This is a genomic window from Niabella aquatica, assembly GCF_054779315.1.
This window is the reverse complement of the sequence record NZ_BAAGYM010000008.1, coordinates 76,782-98,110: the sequence shown is the minus strand read 5'-3', so window position 1 is coordinate 98,110 and position 21,329 is coordinate 76,782. Positions and strand designations below refer to the sequence as shown.

At 43.2% G+C, this 21,329-nt stretch carries 17 protein-coding genes; 13 read left to right on the top strand and 4 right to left on the bottom strand.

From position 1 onward, the window contains the following. The first annotated feature begins 97 nt into the window (after positions 1–97). The 11 genes from ACYVBM_RS07345 to ACYVBM_RS07295 all read left to right on the top strand — a co-directional run bounded on the left by ACYVBM_RS07345 (position 98) and on the right by ACYVBM_RS07295 (position 13,809). Entirely contained in the window at positions 98–3,319 is a 3,222-nt protein-coding gene (locus tag ACYVBM_RS07345) for a TAT-variant-translocated molybdopterin oxidoreductase (RefSeq protein ID WP_460684988.1), read from the top strand. Positions 3,320–3,412: 93 nt separating this feature from the next. Then, positions 3,413–4,861: an NrfD/PsrC family molybdoenzyme membrane anchor subunit gene (gene nrfD, locus ACYVBM_RS07340; protein ID WP_460684987.1), complete on the top strand. Its 1,449-nt coding sequence runs from the start codon at positions 3,413–3,415 to the stop codon at positions 4,859–4,861. Between the two features lie 122 nt (positions 4,862–4,983). After that, complete coding sequence (locus ACYVBM_RS07335) at positions 4,984–5,571, top strand: DUF3341 domain-containing protein (protein ID WP_460684986.1); 588 nt, start codon at positions 4,984–4,986, stop codon at positions 5,569–5,571. A gap of 84 nt (positions 5,572–5,655) precedes the next feature. After that, positions 5,656–6,294, top strand: coding sequence for a c-type cytochrome (locus ACYVBM_RS07330; RefSeq protein WP_460684985.1), 639 nt, complete (start codon positions 5,656–5,658; stop codon positions 6,292–6,294). Between the two features lie 30 nt (positions 6,295–6,324). Continuing rightward, entirely contained in the window at positions 6,325–7,584 is a 1,260-nt protein-coding gene (locus ACYVBM_RS07325; RefSeq protein ID WP_460684984.1) for a quinol:cytochrome C oxidoreductase, read from the top strand. A gap of 155 nt (positions 7,585–7,739) precedes the next feature. Beyond that, entirely contained in the window at positions 7,740–8,828 is a 1,089-nt protein-coding gene (locus tag ACYVBM_RS07320; RefSeq protein ID WP_460684983.1) for a cytochrome c oxidase subunit II, read from the top strand. Positions 8,829–8,870: 42 nt separating this feature from the next. Then, entirely contained in the window at positions 8,871–10,685 is a 1,815-nt protein-coding gene (locus tag ACYVBM_RS07315; protein WP_460684982.1) for a cytochrome c oxidase subunit I, read from the top strand. An 81-nt stretch (positions 10,686–10,766) separates the two neighbouring features. Beyond that, complete coding sequence (cyoE, locus tag ACYVBM_RS07310) at positions 10,767–11,663, top strand: heme o synthase (RefSeq protein ID WP_460684981.1); 897 nt, start codon at positions 10,767–10,769, stop codon at positions 11,661–11,663. A 126-nt stretch (positions 11,664–11,789) separates the two neighbouring features. Further along, positions 11,790–12,365 (top strand): cytochrome c oxidase subunit 3, encoded by a 576-nt coding sequence (locus ACYVBM_RS07305; RefSeq protein WP_460684980.1) that lies wholly within the window; start codon positions 11,790–11,792, stop codon positions 12,363–12,365. Positions 12,366–12,381: 16 nt separating this feature from the next. Next, entirely contained in the window at positions 12,382–13,266 is an 885-nt protein-coding gene (locus ACYVBM_RS07300; protein ID WP_460684979.1) for a cytochrome c oxidase subunit 3, read from the top strand. 57 nt (positions 13,267–13,323) lie between these two features. Continuing rightward, the gene (locus ACYVBM_RS07295) at positions 13,324–13,809 is read left to right on the top strand and encodes a cytochrome C oxidase subunit IV family protein (protein WP_460684978.1); all 486 of its coding nucleotides are present in this window, start codon (positions 13,324–13,326) and stop codon (positions 13,807–13,809) included. A gap of 715 nt (positions 13,810–14,524) precedes the next feature. Here the strand turns inward: ACYVBM_RS07295 and pflB are convergent. Then, on the bottom strand, positions 14,525–16,765 hold the full coding sequence (gene pflB / locus ACYVBM_RS07290; RefSeq protein ID WP_460684977.1) for a formate C-acetyltransferase: 2,241 nt from the start codon (positions 16,763–16,765) through the stop codon (positions 14,525–14,527). Between the two features lie 212 nt (positions 16,766–16,977). Continuing rightward, positions 16,978–17,715, bottom strand: coding sequence for a pyruvate formate-lyase-activating protein (gene pflA, locus ACYVBM_RS07285; RefSeq protein ID WP_460684976.1), 738 nt, complete (start codon positions 17,713–17,715; stop codon positions 16,978–16,980). 180 nt (positions 17,716–17,895) lie between these two features. On the opposite strand from pflA, the gene ACYVBM_RS07280 reads away from it, so the two are divergent. Further along, on the top strand, positions 17,896–19,170 hold the full coding sequence (locus ACYVBM_RS07280; protein ID WP_460684975.1) for an L-lactate MFS transporter: 1,275 nt from the start codon (positions 17,896–17,898) through the stop codon (positions 19,168–19,170). 126 nt (positions 19,171–19,296) lie between these two features. Here the strand turns inward: ACYVBM_RS07280 and ACYVBM_RS07275 are convergent, their stop codons facing one another. Both ACYVBM_RS07275 and ACYVBM_RS07270 read right to left on the bottom strand, forming a co-directional pair. After that, positions 19,297–20,004, bottom strand: coding sequence for a TerC family protein (locus ACYVBM_RS07275; protein ID WP_460684974.1), 708 nt, complete (start codon positions 20,002–20,004; stop codon positions 19,297–19,299). 8 nt (positions 20,005–20,012) lie between these two features. After that, positions 20,013–20,639, bottom strand: a complete 627-nt coding sequence (locus tag ACYVBM_RS07270; RefSeq protein ID WP_460684973.1) for an HAD family hydrolase — start codon at positions 20,637–20,639, stop codon at positions 20,013–20,015. Positions 20,640–20,860: 221 nt separating this feature from the next. Here ACYVBM_RS07270 and ACYVBM_RS07265 point away from each other — a divergent pair, with 221 nt between their 5' ends. After that, positions 20,861–21,313 carry a hypothetical protein gene (locus tag ACYVBM_RS07265; RefSeq protein ID WP_460684972.1) on the top strand — a complete coding sequence of 151 codons (453 nt, stop codon included), beginning with the start codon at positions 20,861–20,863 and terminating at the stop codon, positions 21,311–21,313. The last annotated feature ends 16 nt before the right edge of the window (positions 21,314–21,329 follow it).

Below are 21,329 nucleotides of genomic sequence, written 5' to 3'. Positions count from 1 at the left end.
CTCCTGACAGCTATCCGATGTGCTGGTATAACATCGGCTCTGGGTTAAGGAGCGTTCGCAAATTATCACATTCGCAAATTATCACATTAGATAAAATATGAGTAATAAGTACTGGCAAGGTTTTGGAGAAATAAATGATCCTGAAAATTTTCAGAAGAATGTGCGCGACGAGTTCCGCGAAGAACTTCCTTTTGAAGATTTTGACAGCAAGGGTTTATTAGACGCAAAAGCCCCGCGCAGGGACTTTTTGAAGTACCTTGGTTTTAGCACCGCGGCAGCTACCCTGGCTGCCAGCTGTAAAACAAAAGTGCGTGAAGCCATTCCCTATGCTTTTAAACCCGAGAATATTATCCCGGGAGAAGCGCAGTACTATGCTACAACATTTGTGCAGGATGGTGATGTGGTTCCTGTATTGGCGCGTGTACGCGACGGCCGGCCTATTTTGATAGAGGGTAATGATCTTTCTTTTGTAAAGGGATGTACCACACCCCGTATCCAGGCTTCAGTACTAGACCTGTACGATAAGTACCGGATTACGCACCCTAAACAAAGAGTGGGAGGAAAGCTGAATGAAGTGCCCACTTTCGAGGTTTTAGATAAAAATATTATAACAGCGATTAAGAACGCCGGTGGGCAGATCGTGTTGCTTACCAGCACGGTCAACTCTCCATCGGCTTTACAGATAATTGAAGAATTTAAAACAGCGTATCCTGGTTGTAAGCATGTGCAGTACGATGCGGTTTCCTATACAGGCATGTTGCTGGCCAACGAAGCCGGTTTTGGAAAAAGAGCCATCCCGTCTTACCGGTTTGAAAATGCCAAAAAGGTAGTGGTAAGCCTGGGCGCCGATTTTTTAAGCTCATGGCTTAGCCCTGTTGAGTTTCAGCACGGGTATGCGCTGAACCGTAAAATTGATGAGAAAAACCCTCAGATGAGTAAGCATTACCAGTTTGAGAGTTTTTTAAGCATGACCGGTGCCAATGCCGATGAAAGATTCAACCATCGCCAGTCCGAAACAGGCCTGGTTGCCGCCGCCATTGCTGCTGCTGTTGGCGTACCGGGCGTTACTGCACCGGCTGTTTCAAATGCAAAGCTGAAAGCAGGTATTGATAAGGTTGCCAAAGACCTGCTGAACAATAAAGGACAAAGCCTGGTAGTGTGCGGAAGCAATGATGTAAACGTACAACTACTGGTAAATGCCATTAACGCTGCTATCGGTGCTTATGGAACTACGATCGATTGGTCAGCTTCTTTAAATTATCGTAAAGGGATTGATAAGGATTTTGCCGACCTGTTGACAGAAATAGAAAATGGTTCAGTAGGCACATTAATGATCTACGGGGCTAACCCGGCTTATACCTGGCCGGAGCAGGACCGCGTTAAAAAAGCGCTTGCAAAAGTGAAGCTGAAGATCTCTTTCAATGAAAAACAAGACGAGGTTTCTGAGCTTTGTGATTACCTGGTTCCCACGCATCATTACCTCGAAAGCTGGGGCGATGGTGAAGCTACTACAGGTAGCATAGGATTTATGCAGCCTGCTATCGCGCCACTGTTCAAAACCAGGCAATGGCAGGAAAGCCTTTTGGTTTGGGCCGGGAAAACGATCTCTTATGCAGATTATTTTAAAAATTTCTGGGAAACCCGTTTGGGCAGTGAAAGTGCTTACCTGAAAGCTTTACAGGATGGGGTGTCATTTACTCCGCCTGCAGGGTTATCAGCCGGATCTTACAATGCAAGTGGTGTAGCAGCTGCTGTTGCTGCTATCAGTGCTGCGCCAAAATCATCTAAAAAGGAAATCGTTTTATACCAGAGTAATGCTTTGGGCGCAGGTACCCACCCTGCTAATCCCTGGTTACAGGAGCTGCCAGATCCCATCACTAAAATTACCTGGGACAACTACGCGATGATCTCTGTTTCAACTGCCGATGAGTTGAAAATTGATTATAAAAGCAACGATTACGAATACTACCCTCAAAAGCCCGTTATAAGCATAAAAGTAAAGGGTAAAGAAATAAAGCTGCCGATAATAGTAGTGCCAGGTATGGATGCTGATACTATAGCAGTGGCATTGGGATATGGCCGCACCCCAACATTGGGTGCTACTTATGTGGATGAGCACAAAGAAGATGAAAAAGTAGGTATAGACGTTTATCCGTTGTCCGCTTTCAACGGAACCAGCGTAATTCTGTATGCTGCTGACGCTGAGGTTTCCAACACCGGCAAGGATTACAAGCTGGCCCAAACCCAAATTCATAACAGCTATGAAGGCCGCATAGAAGTGGTGAGAGAAACCACGATGGCTACCTTCCTGAAAGATAAAACGCAGTATAGCGATTATGCTGAAAAGCTGTACGAAACATATACCGGCAAAAAAGGCGCCACGCGCGATGATTATGTAAAGGCCGGCACCATGTACAGGGAACATCCTTCAGACGGCATTAAATGGGGTATGAGCATTGATATGAATGCCTGCTTTGGCTGTGGTGCCTGCGTTATAGCCTGTCATGCAGAAAACAATGTACCCGTTGTAGGTAAAAGCGAAGTGCTTCGTTACCATGATATGCACTGGCTGCGTATTGACCGCTATTATGTGTCTGACGAAAAAGATCCCAACGAGCTGAAAGGGGTTATTTTCCAGCCTATGATGTGTCAGCATTGTGACAATGCGCCCTGTGAGAATGTATGTCCGGTAGCGGCAACCAACCATAGTAACGAAGGGCTGAACCAGATGGCTTACAACCGTTGCATCGGTACCAGATATTGTGCCAACAACTGTCCTTACAAGGTACGCCGTTTTAACTGGCTGGATTATACCGGCGCAGACAGCTTCCCGAACAATCAGGACCAGACAGTGGTGGGTAAATTAGACCCCGCTGTGTTCTATATGAACGATGATCTCACACGCATGGTACTGAATCCTGATGTCACCGTGCGTTCAAGAGGGGTTATGGAAAAATGTTCTATGTGCATTCAGCGTTTACAACATGCCAAGCTGGATGCGAAAAAAGAAGGTGTTCCATTGAAGGATAAGCATGTCCGGCTGGCCTGTTCTTCGGCCTGCGCAGCTGATGCTATTGTATTTGGTAATGTAAACGATCCGGAAAGTGCTATCAGCAAAGAACGTAAGGATAACCCGTTACGTACTTTCTATGTGCTGGAGCAGTTGCACGTACTGCCCAATGTGAACTACCTGGCCAAGATCAGGAACACGGATGAGATCATCGAGAGCGACGATCACCACGGTGGCGGCGAACACGAAGCTGCAGGGCATGGTGCGGAAAAGCATGAAGCGGCAACAGCAGAAGAAGCGCATCATTAATAATTAGTTGAAAGGTTAAAGGTTAAAAAGTTGAAAAGTTTATACGTTGATCTTTAACGATAAACCGGAAACGATAAACTACGAATAATAAATATGTCATTAATCAGATACGAATCGCAGGCCAGGGCGCCATTGGTAGCAGGAAATAAAACCTACCACGATGTAACGGAAGATATTTGCCGCCCCGTGGAAGCCAAACCCAGTAAACTCTGGTGGGTGGGTTTTATTATTTCGCTGGGCTTGTTAGGCTTTGGTGTGGTGTCCATTTATATGGATATTGTGTATGGTACCGGTCAGTGGAACCTGAATAAGACCATTGGCTGGGGATGGGATATTACCAATTTCGTATGGTGGGTAGGTATTGGTCATGCGGGTACGTTGATCTCTGCCATCCTGCTGTTGTTCCGGCAGGGCTGGCGTACCGGTGTAAACCGTGCTGCTGAAGCGATGACGATCTTCGCGGTAATGTGCGCGGGACAGTTCCCTATATGGCATATGGGGCGTGTGTGGAATGGATTCTTTGTAATGCCTTATCCTAACACCCGTGGCCCTTTATGGGTAAACTTTAACTCACCGCTGCTTTGGGATGTATTCGCGATCTCTACTTACTTTACAGTGTCTCTTTTATTCTGGTACTCGGGTTTACTGCCCGATCTGGCTACGCTTCGCGACCGTGCCAAACTGAAATGGCGCAAGTTCTTCTATGGTTTGGCTGCATTTGGCTGGACGGGAAGCACCAAACACTGGCAAAGGCACGAGGCTTTATCGCTGGTACTCGCAGGGCTCTCTACCCCGCTGGTACTTTCGGTACACACGATCGTATCTTTCGACTTTGCTACCTCAGTAATACCCGGCTGGCATACCACCATCTTCCCCCCCTACTTTGTGGCAGGTGCGGTATTCAGCGGCTTTGCAATGGTGCAAACATTATTATTGATCACCCGTAAAGTATTGGGACTGGAAGAATATATTACAATGGAGCATATTGATGTGATGAACAAAGTAATTGTGCTTACCGGCTCCATTGTAGGTATCGCGTATTTAACAGAGCTGTTTATGTCTTGGTACAGCGCCTCTCCTTATGAGTGGTTTGCATTCAAGGAAAACCGTTTGAACCTCAACAGCCCTTACGGCTGGAGCTACTGGCTCATGATGGGTTGTAATGTGCTTTCTCCGCAGATATTCTGGTTCCGTAAAATGAGGCGTAATATTTTGGTTACTTTCTTTATGAGCATCCTGGTAAATATTGGTATGTGGTTCGAAAGATTTGTAATTATTGTTACTTCTATTTACCGAGATTACCTACCCAGCTCCTGGAGCACTTATTATACACCAACCATCTGGGAAATAGGTTTTTACATGGGTACATTTGGTTTGTTCTTCACCTGCTACTTCCTGTTTAGCAAGTTCTTCCCGGTTATTGCTATTGCAGAGATCAAGCATATTCTCAAGAAAAACGGGGATAGCTATAAAGAGGGATATAGGAAAGAAGAAATGGAGAGTTATGATGCGTTTGAGCACGAGCAAAGTCATCATCATTAGGAGATGACGGTTGTTGGATGATAGATGAGCGGTTGAAATGTTGAAAAGTTTATAAGTTGACAAGTTTTTTTGGAGCGGTACTTACCAGTATCCGGTAACCAGAAACCAGTAACAAAAAATATATGAACGTTAAAAAATTTGTTGTAGGTAATTTTTACGATGAAGCGGTTTTGTTCCCCGCGGTAACTAAAGTGCGCCGTGCCGGTTACAAAATACACGATGTATACACCCCCTTCCCTATTCACGGGCTGGATAAAGTGATGGGATTAAAAGATACCGACCTGCACATTGCCGGTTTTATTTACGGTATTACCGGAACATCTACCGCCATTGGCTTTATTACCTGGATGCTGGCATATGACTGGCCTATAAATTTTGGAGGTAAGCCTTATTTTTCACTGCCTGCCTGGATACCTATTATGTTTGAGCTTACGGTGTTATTTGCCGCTGTAGGTATGGTGCTTACTTTTTGCTGGTTGTGCCAGCTGGCCCCTTTTGTAAAGAAAGACCATTTTAACCTGCGCAGCACCGATGATACATTTACAATGGCTATTGAGTGCACCGATAAAACCAACGAGGCCGAAGCCATTGCCTTTTTACAAAGCGTGGGCGCCCAGGACGTTGAGATACAGCATCGTGAAGCAGACTGGTGGATTGGCCGTTACGACAGGGAAACCGTAAGGTTTGGTAAAAAAGTGCCGCAGATATAAGGCCGCAAATATTGAATGTTGAATATTGAATATTGAATGTTCAAGAGATTAAAAACAAATACGTATCAAGAATCGAATATCAATATGAGCAAATATTTTTACATAATAGTTATAGTGCTTAGTGTGGTGGCCGCCGGTTGCGGCGCAGGAAAAGACCCCGGCCTTGCCTATATGCCAGATATGTTTTACAGCGTGGCATATGAAACTTATGCTCCCGCAGCCAGCAGGTTAAAAGAGGTGGGTGCGCACTATGACGGGTTGCCTGTGGCAGGAACTGTATCGAGGCAGGAAGACCTGGCTTTCCATTTTAACCTGAAGCATGATTCGACGGGGTATGCACAGTCCGCGCAGCTGAAAAGTCCGTTGGATACTGTGACGGATATAGATCTGAAAAAAGCAGAGCGCCTGTACCTGGTGAATTGCGGCATTTGTCATGGAGCTGCTTTGGATGGTAACGGTCCGCTGTTTAAGGGGGGCGATGGTCCATACTCTGCAAAGCCAGCTACTTTAGTTGGAGATGCTGTTTACGAGGCGATGGCCCCGGGCACCATGTTTTATTCTATTACTTATGGTAAGGGGCAAATGGGCAGCTATGCTTCCCAGCTTACACCGAAGGAGCGTTGGGAGGTAGTAGCTTATATTAAATCGAAGCAGAAGAAGGCAGCACCGGCAGCGGCTCCGGCTGCAGCGCCTGTAGATAGTACAGCAACGGCAAAGAATTAATTATTTGAATTTATTTAATAAAGATCAGGAATGTCAACAGTAGAAAAATTTATACCTGCAAAAAAATATAACACTATTGCGTATGTGTTAATGGGGGTTGGGCTTGTAGCGGCTATTGCACTATATATTTCAACGCATGGTGCTGCAGCCAGCGATGAAGAGCTGCACCGGAACCATGCGCGCTTTTGGGCAAGCCTGTTACAGAACAGTGTTTACTTCCTGCTGGTGGTAAATGCCGCCATGTTCTTTATGTGCGCAACAACGCTGGCCTGGGGCGGCTGGCAAATTGGTTTTTCAAGGGTTACAGAAGCTGTATCTGCTGCGGTACCTGTAATCGGGGTTATTACCACCGTTATTTTGTTATCTATTGTATTTGGAGATAACCATGTAATTTATCACTGGACAGATGCGGAGCATGTGGCGCATGATAAAGTATTGAACTATAAAAAGGGTTTTCTCAATAAAGGGTTTTATACGGCTGTTACATTATTTACTGTTATCTTCTGGTCTTTCCTGGGATGGAAAATGCGCCAGCGTTCGCGCAGCCTCGATACTAATCCTCCCGAGACCATTGAGGCCAGGAAGAAGTTCGTATGGGATAACACCGTTATGGCAGCATTATATATTGTAGTGTTTGCATTAACGATCATGTCATCTTTACCCTGGTTATGGTTAATGAGCATAGATGCACACTGGTTCAGTACGATGTACAGCTGGTATACCTTCGCAAGCACTTTCGTAGCAGGGATTGCCTTAATAACCCTTTACGTGGTATTTCTTAAAAATAACGGATATTTACCTTCCGTAAATAAAGAGCATTTACATGACCTGGGTAAATTTATGTTTGCGTTCTCTATTTTCTGGACCTATCTGTGGTTTTCCCAGTTTATGCTGATATGGTATAGTAACCAGCCCGAAGAAACCATTTATTTTGTAAACAGGATAGGCAATGCCGGGAACCCGGGCCATTATGCCGGTATATTCTGGACAATGCTGATCATTAATTTTGTAGGCCCTATCCTGATTTTTATGAGCCGCGACTCTAAGCGCAATTACACAACAGTAACATTTGTATCAATACTTATTTTATTTGGCCATTGGCTGGACTTTTTTCAAATGGTATTCCCTGCAGTCTCTCCTAACAAAGTACCTGTGATTATATATGATATGGGTGTTGCCCTTTTCTTTGTGGGATTGATCATGCTGCTTGTAGGCCGTACTTTAAGCAGGTATCCTTTGGTAGTAAAAAATCATCCTTTTGCCAAAGAGAGTGTGATACACCATACTTAAGTTAACGGATGATAAGAACAGGAGCCGGCATAGATATTAACAGTTGAAAAATGCGAACGGCCATCTGGCCATACAGGCAGGCAGTTTTGCAAGGATATGTTTTAAAGCCAGTAGCTAAAGAATTAAGATAAAACAATAACAGAACAATACATCGTATGCATACTTTTTTATTAATAGCGATTTTATTATTGGGATTCATTATCACCTTCCAGATTGCGAGGGCTACTGAATTTGTATCAGTAATACAAGGGGAAGAAAGAACCCAGAAGCAGTCTAACAGAATTAATGCGTTCTTGTTATTGGTGTTCCTTATAGTAGGGCTGTTTGGCGTGTATTGGGCACACCATACACTTGCTGATAAAACCTTAGGGCTTGGCACCTCTGCGTCTGACCATGGTCTTAAAGTAGACAGAATGCTGAAGTACACTTTAATTGCTACCGGCATAGTTTTCTTTGTTACCCAGATATTATTATTCTGGTATTCTTTCAAATACCAGGCAAGAGAGGACCGTACCCCTTATTATTTCCCGCACAATAACAAGCTGGAGATGATCTGGACGGTAGTTCCTGCCATTGTGCTTACCATACTTATTTCTTTTGGTTTGGTGTATTGGTACCAGATTACAGGTGCAGCTCCCGAAAATGCAGCTACTGTAGAAATTACCGGCAGCCAGTTTAAATGGGAGTTCCGGTACCCAGGTAAGGATGGTACCCTGGGTAAGAAAAATTATAAATTTATTAATGAAGCGGAGGATAACTCTTTGGGTTTGATATGGGACGATGCTGCCACACATGATGATATTGTATCCGGCGGCCCTTTACATCTGGTAGTAAATAAGCCTGTGAAGCTGGTAATTGGTGCAAAAGATGTAATACATAGCGTGGGCCTGCCTCACTTCCGGTTAAAGATGGATGCTGTTCCGGGCACCCCTACCACACTTTGGTTTACACCTATTAAAACAACCAAAGACATGATCAAAGAAACCGGCAACGAGAATTTTGTTTTTGAAATTGCCTGTGACCAGATGTGCGGCGCCGGACATACAGGCATGCGCGGAGAAATTATTGTGGAAACCCAGGAAGAGTATGACCAGTGGATGGCTACCCAAAAACCCCAATACCAGACAGCCGTTGTAGAAAAGCAGGATGGTACCAATGCTGCTGGTGCAGATGCTTCAGCAAAAAAACCGGTGGACAGCACTGCCACAGTTGCGGCACAACCCGATTCTGCCACAGCAAAATAATTTAGTTATACCTTTATATAATTAAAGAACGATATTTTTTTTATGAGCGATATTTTACATACCCAGCACGAAACAGCAAGCCACAGTCATCATGCAGACGATTCTCATCATGTGCATGTACATCACAAAGAAACTTTTATAACGAAGTATATATTTAGCCAGGATCATAAAATGATTGCCAAACAATTCCTGATCACCGGTATTATTTGGGCCATCATTGGAGGTTTATTTTCTGTGTTATTCAGGCTTCAGCTGGGTTTTCCCGATGAGTCCTTTCCTATCTTGGAAACGCTTTTCGGCAAATGGGCCGAAGGCGGCCGCATTAAACCGGATTTTTATTATGCATTAACGACCATGCACGGTACTGTACTGATATTTTTTGTACTGACTGCGGGATTAAGCGGAACTTTTGCCAACCTGCTGATTCCTTTGCAGATTGGTGCAAGGGATATGGCGTCGCCTTTAATGAACATGCTTTCTTACTGGTTCTTTTTTGCAGGAAGCGTGGTAATGGTAGCATCCCTGTTCATTCAAACAGGCCCTGCGTCGGGTGGCTGGACCATTTACCCGCCTTTAAGTGCCCTGGGCCAGGCCTCGGAAGGTTCTAAAGCGGGTATGGATTACTGGATTACGGCAATGGCGCTGTTTATTATTTCCCAGCTGTTAGGGGGCTTAAACTATATTGCCACAATACTTAATATGCGTACCAAAGGTATGAGCATGACACGGGTGCCGTTAACTATATGGGCGCTGCTGTTCACCGCTGTACTGGGTGTACTTTCGTTCCCGGTATTATTATCTGGCGTGGTACTGCTGATATTTGACCGCCATTTGGGCACCAGCTTTTACCTGAGCGATATTTATGTGGCCGGGCAGGCGTTGTCAAACGAAGGTGGTAATGCGATCCTGTTCCAGCACCTGTTCTGGTTCCTGGGCCACCCTGAAGTATATATTATCATCCTGCCAACAATGGGTATCGTGTCAGAGGTAATGTCTGTTAATGCCCGTAAACCCATCTTTGGTTATATGGCAATGGTATTCTCTCTGTTCGCCATTTGTATACTGGCATTCCTTGTATGGGCGCATCATATGTTCGTTACAGGGCTCAATCCATTCCTGGGGTCTGTATTTGTTTTATTAACCTTATTAATTGCGGTACCTTCTGCAATCAAGGTATTTAACTGGCTTACAACGCTGTGGCGTGGTAATATCAGGTTTACACCGGCTATGCTGTTCGCCATTGGTTTTGTTAGTATGTTCATATCAGGTGGCTTAACGGGGATATTCTTGGGTAATTCAACTATTGATATTCACCTGCACGATACAATGTTCGTGATTGCCCACTTCCATATTGTAATGGGGGTATCTGCATTTTTTGGCATGTTTGCGGGTATTTACCACTGGTTCCCTAAAATGTACGGGCGCTTCATGAATAATACTTTGGGCTACATTCACTTTTGGGTAACCATGATTGGTGCCTATCTTATTTTCTGGCCTATGCACTACCAGGGCTTTGCCGGTATGCCCAGAAGATATCTGGATAAAAGCAGCTGGGTTAGCTTTAACCAATTCCACGGCCTGGATGCTATGATCACTATCGTTACTGTAATAGTGTTTGCCGTGCAAATGATATTTGTATTCAATTATTTATATTCAATGTATAAAGGCAGAAGAGTAAGATCATTGAATCCATGGGGCGCTACAACTTTAGAGTGGACCACACCTATTCGTCCCGGGCATGGCAACTGGGAAGGTGAGATACCGGAAGTGCATCGCTGGGCATATGATTATGGTAAAGATGGAAGGGACTTTATTCCTCAAACTGAGCCAATAGGAGAAAAGGAAACTTCGCATTAATTAAGTAAGTGGTTAATATTGAATGGGGAATAGAAAGGTACCCGTGAACTATTAGCTATTAACTATTAACTAGTAAATAAATTGGAACAAAAAAGAGGACACTTAAAAGACTATATACAGCTTATTAAGCCCTCTTTGAGTATAATGGTGGTGTTCAGCAGTGTGATCAGCTATTTGCTGGTACCTGGAGTGCTGATTGACTGGTGGCGTATAGTTTTGCTCTTTGCAGGTGGTATATTGGTAACAGGTAGCGCCAATACCATCAATATGGTGGTGGAAAAAGATACCGATGCGCTGATGAAGCGTACAGCAAAAAGACCTGTTGCAAGCGGGCGTATAACGCCGGAACAGGGCTGGGGCTTTGCTGTGTTGACCGGGGCATTAGGGGTGTTCATCTTAGGGTATTATTTTAATATAACAGCGGCTTTGCTGGCTGCTTTTAGTTTGTTTTTATATGCCTTTGTTTACACCCCGCTTAAAAAGGTAAACTCTATAGCCGTATTGATTGGCGCGTTTCCTGGAGCTTTGCCCTGCCTTATTGGCTGGGTAGCAGGATTTGTTCCGGGACAGCAAATTGACTGGTTAGGAGGCGCTGTTATGTTCGGGATACAGTTTTTATGGCAGTTCCCGCATTTCTGGGCTATAGCATGGGTAGCGCATAAAGATTACAGTGAGGCCGGCTTTAAGTTATTGCCCAGCGATAAAGGACCTACAAAGTTTACAGCATTGCAAACATTGGTCTATTCTCTTTTGCTGGTACCCATAACAGTAGCTCCGTTCTTTACAGGAATAAGCACAACCGCGGGACTAAAGGGACTGATTGCGTTAGTACTGGTGATAGCGGCCAATATCTTTATGATCATGAGATGTGTAACCCTGTATAGCAAAATGGATGTAAAGAGCGCCCGTAACGTGATGTTTGGAAGTTATATGTATCTGCCGGTAGTGTTGCTGGCGCTGTTATTGGCGAAAATGTAGCGCTGAAAATGATAAAATAAATTTGAGTACCGGAACAGGGAGAAGTGACAGGATCATCCAGATCATTTCTTTAGGCCGGGCAAATCAGAAGTTCGGTCCGTTAAAATTAAAATAATCAAAAAAATCATGGTTCAGACAACTGTGAGCAAAGAACAACATAGCAGACTGCATCCTCATAAATTTACTTTATGGGTAGCAATGGCAAGCATGATCATGATGTTTGCCGGTCTTACAAGCGCATTTATTGTAAAAAGTAATCTCACGGGTTGGAGAACTATTGTGCTTCCTAAAGTTTTTTGGGCATCTACTGTGTTCATCCTGGTAAGCAGTGTTACTATGCAGATGGCGGTAAAAGCTTTTAAAGGCCGTGAGATGCGGCGTTACAGAACATTGCTGGGCATTACGTTTGTCCTGGGTATTTCTTTTGTAGTTTGCCAGATCGTTGGTTTTACCGAATTGTGGAGCCATAATATCAGGTTTAAAGGCTCATCCGGTGCCGGCCAGTTTTTTTATGCAATCGCAGGCCTGCACGCTTTACACGTGATCGGAGGTATTGTGGCGTTGTTGGTAATGGCGCTAAAGTCAATAACAGGAAAAGTAAAGCTGTACAGCGCAGTACCTGTAGAAGTAATGGCTATGTACTGGCATTTTGTAGATCTCCTTTGGCTGTATTTATTAATATTTTTTATAATTGTTGGATAAAAATTTTTTCTAAGGAATGGCACACGAAGCAACAGTAAACACACATCGTACCAAATGGTGGAGTGGCGGTAAAAGCCCTTTTAATATCGAGTACGGAAAAGTGATGATGTGGTATTTTTTAATGAGCGATGCCTTTACTTTCGGCGCGTTCCTTATTTCTTATGGTACTACCAGGTTCAGCCAGAACTTCTGGCCCGATCCCAATGTGGTATTTAATGCGTTACCCGGTGCCGGCCATGCTAACCTGCCGCTGATATTTGTAAGTATCATGACCTTTATACTTATCATCAGCTCGGTAACAATGGTGCTGGCAGTACATGCCGGTCATAACAGGAATAAAGCGGAAGTACAGAAATGGCTGCTGTGGACCATAGTGGGTGGTTTGGCCTTTTTAACCTGCCAGGCTTTGGAATGGCACCATCTTTTAACTGCCGAGCATGCCACGTTAATTGATGGTAAAATTGAACTAATTACGCAAACAACCCGCCATAATCCATGGGGACAGCTGGTACATGGGCCTGAGCTTACCGCTGCTCTGCAAAACTCATCTGAGCATACGCTGGCAACCCTCGCAGGCGAATATCATTTATCCACCGCTACCCATGCCGAGCTAATGAATACGCCTAAAGACCAGCTGGTACAGTTAATTGCCAACAGCCCTGATGTGCATATACGTGAAAAGGGTCCTGCTGCATTTGGAGGATTCTTTTATGGAATTACCGGGTTTCATGGCTTTCACGTATTCAGCGGGGTGATTATTAATATTGTTATGTTGCTGATGACGCGGGCGAATGTTTTCGAAAATAAAGGTCATTACCTGATGATCGAAAAAGCCGGTTTATACTGGCACTTTGTAGATTTGGTATGGGTATTTGTGTTCCTGTGCTTCTACCTGATATAAAGCGCATCGTTTCATCATTCAACAATTAGTATTTAAAGCTTAGAATTTATAAAGAGTATGAGTAATCATTACGATCCTACAAAAGATATTTCTCCTTCAGCGGCTTATCCTGAAGTGACCCTCCAGCATCATCATTCTGACGATGCTACTTTTAAGAAAAGAGTTTGGAGAACCACATGGATCTTGTCTATTGTTACAATAGCAGAGCTGGCCATTGGATTCTTCATTTATTTTCTTCACAAAGGCGAGCCTCCTTATTTCTTTATCCTGCTGCTGAAAGGTATTGTTTGTATTCTTACACTTGCCAAGGCTTATTATATCGTTTCGATATTTATGCACCTGGGCGATGAGATCCGTAATTTTATGATGACCATTGTGGTTCCCCTGTTATTGTTTATATGGTTTATTATAGCTTTCCTGGCAGACGGACAATCGTATAAAAATCTTAAAAATAAATACGATAAACATTTTGAAGAAACGACTATGCCTGCCTCACACCAGCCTGCGTCTGCAGCGCCGCCGGCAAAAGGCGAAGGGCATTAATCAATAACTTCTTTTGGGCTTAAACATAAACAGGCAGCAGCAAATATTTTGCTGCTGCTTTTTTGTGGCGATGGGGCTTACTGCTATTTGAATACCACGCTGTAAGCACCTAAAATAGAGCCGGGAAGCCATAAGTGTCCCATGGGCCTGTTTTATGAAAAATGCCTGTATCGCCCAAAACGAGCTATATATTTTATCAAAATCCATAAATTAACATGGGCTTTCACTGAGTGTGCTTTTATTATGGGGACGCTTTATACCATCTTGCAGACCACGGATATTAAGCCGTTGCCTGTTTGACAAAATTTGCCCCGAAAAATGCTAAGGTCTTGTAAATTTATTTTCCATCTCTCGTATTCTTTTTTCAGAACTCCGTCAGAACCCGATCATATGTAATGTGGAACCACAGGTTAAGCGAAGTAATAAAACAATTTAATAAATAAAGGGCTTGAAATTATTCTCTTGATGAGTTTGATTATGCGCCTTACAATTGCTTCAATAAAACAATTGAATTTTGAATCGAAAAATTCCAATGGTTTATTCAATAAAAAAGCAGCAAGAAAAACTGCCCTAATAGCTGCGCTTTTGTTGGGTATTAGAAGGACTGTTCAGGCCCGCTAACCCGGAAAGAATGAAATCCCGGCAAATGAATGGAATAAAAAAAAGCGATCCATAAAAATGGGCCGCTTTATTACTTATCTCTAACTACAAAAAATTACATACATTCATGGAAGGTTCTTTGAATCACCTCCATTTGGTGATCTTTAGAAAGCCTTACAAAGTTTACAGCGTAACCTGATACCCGTATGGTTAACTGCGGATAGTTCTCAGGATGGTTATAAGCATCCATCAGTAACTCCCTGTTCAGCACATTCACGTTCAGGTGGTGCGCATTCTTAGCGAAATAACCGTTCATCATATCCACCAGGTTATCGATCTGTTCTTCTTTTGTTGCGCCCAGCGCTTTGGGAATAATGGAGAAGGTATTGGAAATGCCATCCTGTGCTACCTCGTAGTCCAGCTTTGCCACTGAATTTAAAGAACTGATCGCTCCTGAAGCATCGCGCCCATGCATGGGGTTGGCGCCAGGTGCAAAGCTTTGATGTGCTGGCCGCCCGTCAGGAGTAGCCCCTGTATTTTTACCGTACATTACATTGGAGGTAATAGTAAGCAAAGAAAGGGTAGGTGTAGCATTCTTATATGGAGTGTGCTTGCACAACTCAGCATAGAAGAAGGAAGCCACTTCTTTGGCAATAAGGTCTACACGATCATCATCATTACCATATTTGGGAAAATCACCTTCTATTTTAAAATCAACGGCCAGCCCGATTTCATTCCTTACCGGCGTTACCTTAGCGTATTTAATAGCTGATAAGGAATCGGCAATAATAGAAATACCGGCGGCGCCATAGGCAACATCCACATGCGGATTTGTATCTATCATGGACATTTGAGCTTTTTCATAATAGTATTTATCGTGCATGTAATGGATAATGTACATCGATTTTGCGTATACTCTTGCCAGCTCTACCATTGATTTTTTAAAGTTGGCCATTACTTCATCGTAATTCAGAGCGCCTTCAGTTAAAGCGGGAACACTTTTTAGTATTTCAATGCCATGCTCTTCTTCCCTGCCTGTATTTAACGCCAGCAATAATGCTTTGGGCAGGTTAACCCTTGCTCCAAAATGCTGGATAGATTTACCAATAGCCTGATGCGATACGCAACATGCTATACCATAATCATCACTGCCCCTTGAAGCACGCATCAGGTCGTCATTTTCGTACTGGATAGAAGAAGTGTCTACCGATACCTGCGCACAGAATTTTTTAAAACCTTCTGGCAGATCTTTACTCCAAAGCACAGTAAGGTTAGGCTCAGGAGAAGGGCCCAGGTTATATAAAGTTTGCAGGAAGCGGAAAGAGGTTTTTGTTACTTTAGTTCTGCCATCAAATAGTTGTCCGCCAATAGACTCAGTAACCCATGTAGGATCGCCGCCAAAGATATCATCATAAGAGCCGGGGCGCAGGTGGCGTACCAGCCTTAATTTAATTACAAAATCATCGATCATTTCCTGGGCCTGAGCTTCAGTAATGGTCCCTGCTTCCAGATCTCTTTCAATATAAATGTCAAGGAAAGAAGACACATTACCCATAGACATGGCAGCACCATCCTGCTCTTTAATAGCAGCAAGGTAGGCGAAGTACACCCACTGTGTGGCTTCCTGTGCATTGGCGGCCGGTTTAGAAACATCATAACCATAAGAGGCAGCCATTTTCTTAATGTCTTTTAAAGCAGCTATTTGTAAGGATACTTCTTCGCGCAGACGTACCTTTTCATCGGTCATTTCACCGCCAATAGCCGCAGCATCCTGTTGTTTAAAAGCGATCAGCTGATCGGCGCCATATAAAGCCAGTCTTCTGTAATCGCCAATAATACGGCCACGTGCATAGTTATCAGGCAGGCCGGTTACAATATGGTTACTCCTGTAAAGGCGGATCTCTTTATCATAAGCCGAAAAAACGGCATCGTTGTGGTTTTTAGCATAGTTGAACACCTCTTTTACAGAAGGATCTATTTTCATGCCTCTTTCTTCCAAAGCACCTTCTACCAGTTTGATACCACCAAAAGGTTTTATGGAACGGCGGAGCGGCTCATCGGTTTGCAGGCCAACGATCAGCTCTTCTTCTTTAAGTATATACCCGGGCTTGTGGCTGGTTATGGTAGAGATGGTTGCGGCATCCACACTTCTCAGCCCTCCATTTTCTCTCTCTTCTTTTAAAAATTCTTTTGTTTTATTCCAAACGGTATTGGTCCTTTCTGTTGCATTTTCCAAAAAAGAGGCATCTCCTAAATAGGGCGTAATATTCTGATAAATGAAATCATTTACATCCAGCGTACTGACCCATTTGGTACCTAAAAACTTTGATTGTTTGACGTCGGCTTCTGTTATCATGGTATTAATTTTTTGAAGTTATTTTTATGTCTAACGAGCAGTAAAGCTACTAACCCGTGTTAGCGTAAATGCTGACTTCCGTCATGAAGAAGGATGATTGAGAACATGATCATGCAATCAGGAAATGAAGAGCTGGGGAGTAAAAAACACGAAGCAGAGCAAGACCATATTTTTTCATAATTGCAGACAACTGTTTATGTTAAAAACATGATTTATTTCACTACGATATTACTTAGACCTTCTTCCTCGAAAATTTGCCTGGTCTTGTTTTTAAGGTCCTGTGTAGGAGTTTTTACATCCGATAAAAAGTATTCCTGCCCCATTTCGGCATATTTAGGTACGCCTAATGTGTGATAGGGTAATACTTCCACACGTTCTACTCCTTTAATAGCGGCACCAAATTTTGCCCATTCATGCAGGTCCTCATCGCTGTCGTTCCAGCCGGGAACCAGCACATACCGCAGCCAGATGCGTTTATTGAGCCGGCTGGCTTTATTGGCAAACTCTAAAATAGGGGATAGCTGAACCCCGGTGAGCATTTTGTGTGTATGCGGGTTGATATGTTTGATATCAAGCAAGATAAAATCGGTGTACTCCAGCAGGTCTTCTACATAATGGTTCCATATAAAGCCGTTGGTATCCAGGGCTGTAGTATATCCTGCCTCTTTTATAGCCTTAAATAAAGGAAGCAGGGCCTCGGCGTGCAGTAAAGGCTCCCCGCCTGAAACAGTAATCCCCCCACGTTTACCAAAGTATTCTTTTTGGCGCATGGCCTTATCGAAAATTTCCTGCCAGCTCATTTCAGTACCGCCCTGGATGGGAATAGTATCGGGGTTCTGGCAATAGAGGCATTTTAAAAGGCAGCCCTGTGTAAACACTACCATCCTTACTCCCGGCCCGTCCTGTGTGCCAAAACTTTCTATATAATTTACTTTAATTGGTTTGTTCATTGCTTTTGCAGATTGAAAAGGAATAAATCCTGTTATATAAAGAGATAAGTACTTTGTACAAAGTTATATTTTACAGGAGCGGTAATCATGAGATAAATCATATATGAGGTTGATTTTGCTTTGAGATATTGTGTGAAGGTATTTGTAGTTTAGCCTATTTATTATTTATATACTGAACTGATGAGGCAGAAAAATAATAGATGGCTGATAGCCATTATGGGCACGATGATGCAATTGTGCCTGGGCACTGTATATGCCTGGAGCTATTTTCAAAACCCGATATCGGAAACGTACCGGTGGAACAATAGCCAGGTAGCCTGGGTGTTCAGCATTGCTATTTTTATGTTAGGAATTTCAGCCGCTTTGGGAGGTACGCTGATGCCAAAATATGGTCCCCGGAAATTAGCCACTATTGGAGGCGTACTGTATTCGCTGGGATATTTGATTGCAGCTTTTGCATTGCAGCAGCACAGCCTGTTGTTGCTTTACGTGGGCTTTGGTATTATTGGTGGTATTGGCCTTGGCCTGGCTTATGTTACACCTGTAGCGGCTGTTTCGAAATGGTTCCCTGATAAACAGGGTCTGGTAACCGGCATGGTGGTAATGGGTTTTGGCTTGGGTGCAGTACTCATGTCGAAGGTTTTGGCACCTGTATTTATAAAAATCACCAATAATAATATGTCGGCAGTATTTATTTATATTGGTGTAACGTTGCTGGTGCTTACCGCTTTTGCAGCTTCTTTTTTAAAAATGCCTCCTGCAGGTAAAGCCGCTTACGATCCGCTGCACCCGGAGCCAACCGGAGACTCTACCCCTTTATTACAGATTATTTTTACCCGGAAGTTTGTATTGATGTGGACCATTTTTACCTGTATTGTGGTGGCCGGAATGGTTTTTATATCCTTCCAGTCGCCGTTGTTGCAGGATCTGTTAAAGCTGAATATGCCAGCCGGAACTGATTTTACTTCTGGTGAGACGCAACATTACCTTACAGCAGCAGGAGCTACCCTCATAGCTTTAAGTTCAATATGCAATGGTTTGGGAAGGCTGGTTTGGGGCGCGTTGTCTGATAAAATAGGTCGTTTGCAATCTTTCCGTATCATATTAGCACTGTTAGCCGTTATATTCGGTATACTGATATTTTTAAAGCAACCGGTACTGTTTTCCATATTGGTATGCGTTGTGTTGCTGTGTTACGGTGGTGGTTTTGGGGTACTTCCTTCTTTTGTGAAAGAAGTATTTGGAGCGGATAATATGGCTACGGTTTATGGTGCTATGCTTACCGCCTGGGGTGTTGGGGGTATTATTGGTCCGCAGATAGTGGCATTTACTAAAGATAATTATCCGGAAAAAGCCGGTATTTACTCTTTCGGGATCGGGCTTGCTTTGCTATTGATCGGCTTGCTGCTTTCTTTGATCTTTAAAAAAGAAAAGAAGAAGGCATCGCTTTTTTGATACCTGCCGGAAATCATTATCTCTCACGGCTGGCACAGAACATCCCAGAAGTTTTTCTGTGTAAATCTGCGGATGCTGTGAGAAAATTCAGGTCTTGCCGGTAAAAAACAGGCTGATCAACACCTGTTACCTGTCTTTGGTTGCCGCATTGCCTACTGTTTTCATTTGAACAATATCTACAAGGAAAGAGAAGCCCATTGCAAAGTAGATATATCCTTTGGGTATTTTGATCTCAAACCCTTCTGCAATAAGGGTAAAGCCTATAAGCATCAAAAAACAAAGTGCCAGCACCTTAAAGGATGGGTGCTTGCTGATAAACGCGGCAATAGGTTTGGAAGCGGCTAACATAATAAGCACGGTAACTACTACTGCGGTATACATGATCCATAATTCGTTTACCATACCTACGGCGGTGATGATAGAATCAACAGAAAAAACAAGATCCAGCACGATAATTTCAGACAACAGCTTTCCAAAAGTGCCGGTTTTTATTTTAGTAGGGTTATCAGGATCTTCCTGTTCTGTTTTATGATAGATCTCCTTGGTGGCTTTGTACAGAAGGAATATACCTCCGGCTATGAGTATGAGCTCTTTACCGGTAAAAGACATGTCCAAAACTTCAAACAGGGGCTTGTCGAGCTTTAATATCCACGAGATAACTGCCAGCAAGATCAGGCGCATCACCATCGCTAACCCAATACCCCAAAGCCGCAGTTTGTTGCGTTGATTTTCGGGCAATTTATCTGCCAGGATAGAAATGAAGATAATATTATCTATGCCCAGCACTACTTCAAGCGCTATAAGGGTAAGCAGGGGGATTATAGCATCAGCCATACAGGAATTTATTTGTTAAATTGCTCGTAATTTATGTTCTCTATGAGTTTTCCGGGCTCTAATAAATAAATTTTCATGCCGAGCTTTTCAGCATTAGGAAAGTTAGTATAAGAATCATCAATAAATAATGTTTCTTCTGCTTTTATTGCAGCATCCTGTAAAATGAATTCGAAAACCTCCGTATCCGGTTTTCTTAAACCGATAATATGCGAGTAATAGGCTTTGGTAAAAAAATCGTTGAGGGAATGATAGGGGGTTTGCTGCTGCAGTTGCCGGGTAAAATGATCATAATGGATCTGGTTGGTATTGCTTAGCAGGAACAGGTTATATTTTTCTTTCAGGGATACCAGAAAGTCAAGGCTGGGGATTCTGAAATTAATAAGCATGGCATTCCAGGCATCTCTAATTTGTTCGTTTGTAACAGGCTGCGGCGCCATTTGTTTAATGCGACCGTAAAATGCCTCTGGGGATATTTTTCCTGTTTCAAGGTGTTGGAACAACGGGTCGGCAGTGTATTGCGAAAACATGGTGTCTTCAAATTTACTGAATCCCATTGCCTCAAAAGCGCTGAAGGTTCTTTTAAAATCAAGGTTGTATAGAACCCCTCCGAAGTCGAAAAGTAGGTTTTTGATCATGACGGCGAAGATATTTAAAACATAAAGACTTTAGAGAATATTTCGCGGGGTTGTCGTTTCCGGGAGTAATACCACTAATGCTCGATTTTAACGATTGAAGTATCAGGCCAAATGATTAGAAATACGCCCGGCTAAGGCAAATTTTTTTATGTTGTCCTGCTGCGATTGCTCATAATTTTACATTTAAAATAGAAGGAACTTTTTAATTTAAAGCTATTTTTATGAGAAAAAATTTATCTTTTGCTGCCATCATTTTATCTGGTGCTTTAATGATCGGGGCGGCTTCCTGTTCGAAGAATAATGATTCCCTACCTGTACAGGAAGAAATTACCGGTGGAGAGCATGTAGATGCAAAACAATTGTTGGGGAACTGGACTCCTAAAGAATATAAGGATGAAACCACAGTGTACGAAAAAACGGCAAACCTTAAGGCAAATCAGTATGGATACATGCTAAAGGCGGGAGGAAAATTAACTGCCCGGAGTAATGCCGGGTGGTGTGGAACTCCGCCGATTATAACCAATGATTATGAAGGAACCTGGACTTTAGAGCATAATATACTTACCATCAATGGATTATATTGGGGCGGAAAAGTGATCGAAAAATGGGAGGTAATGGCGGTATCTGCAACGTCCCTTTCTTTAAAAATAATTTCAACAGAGTTTCCTAAATAAAGGATTAATATGTTTT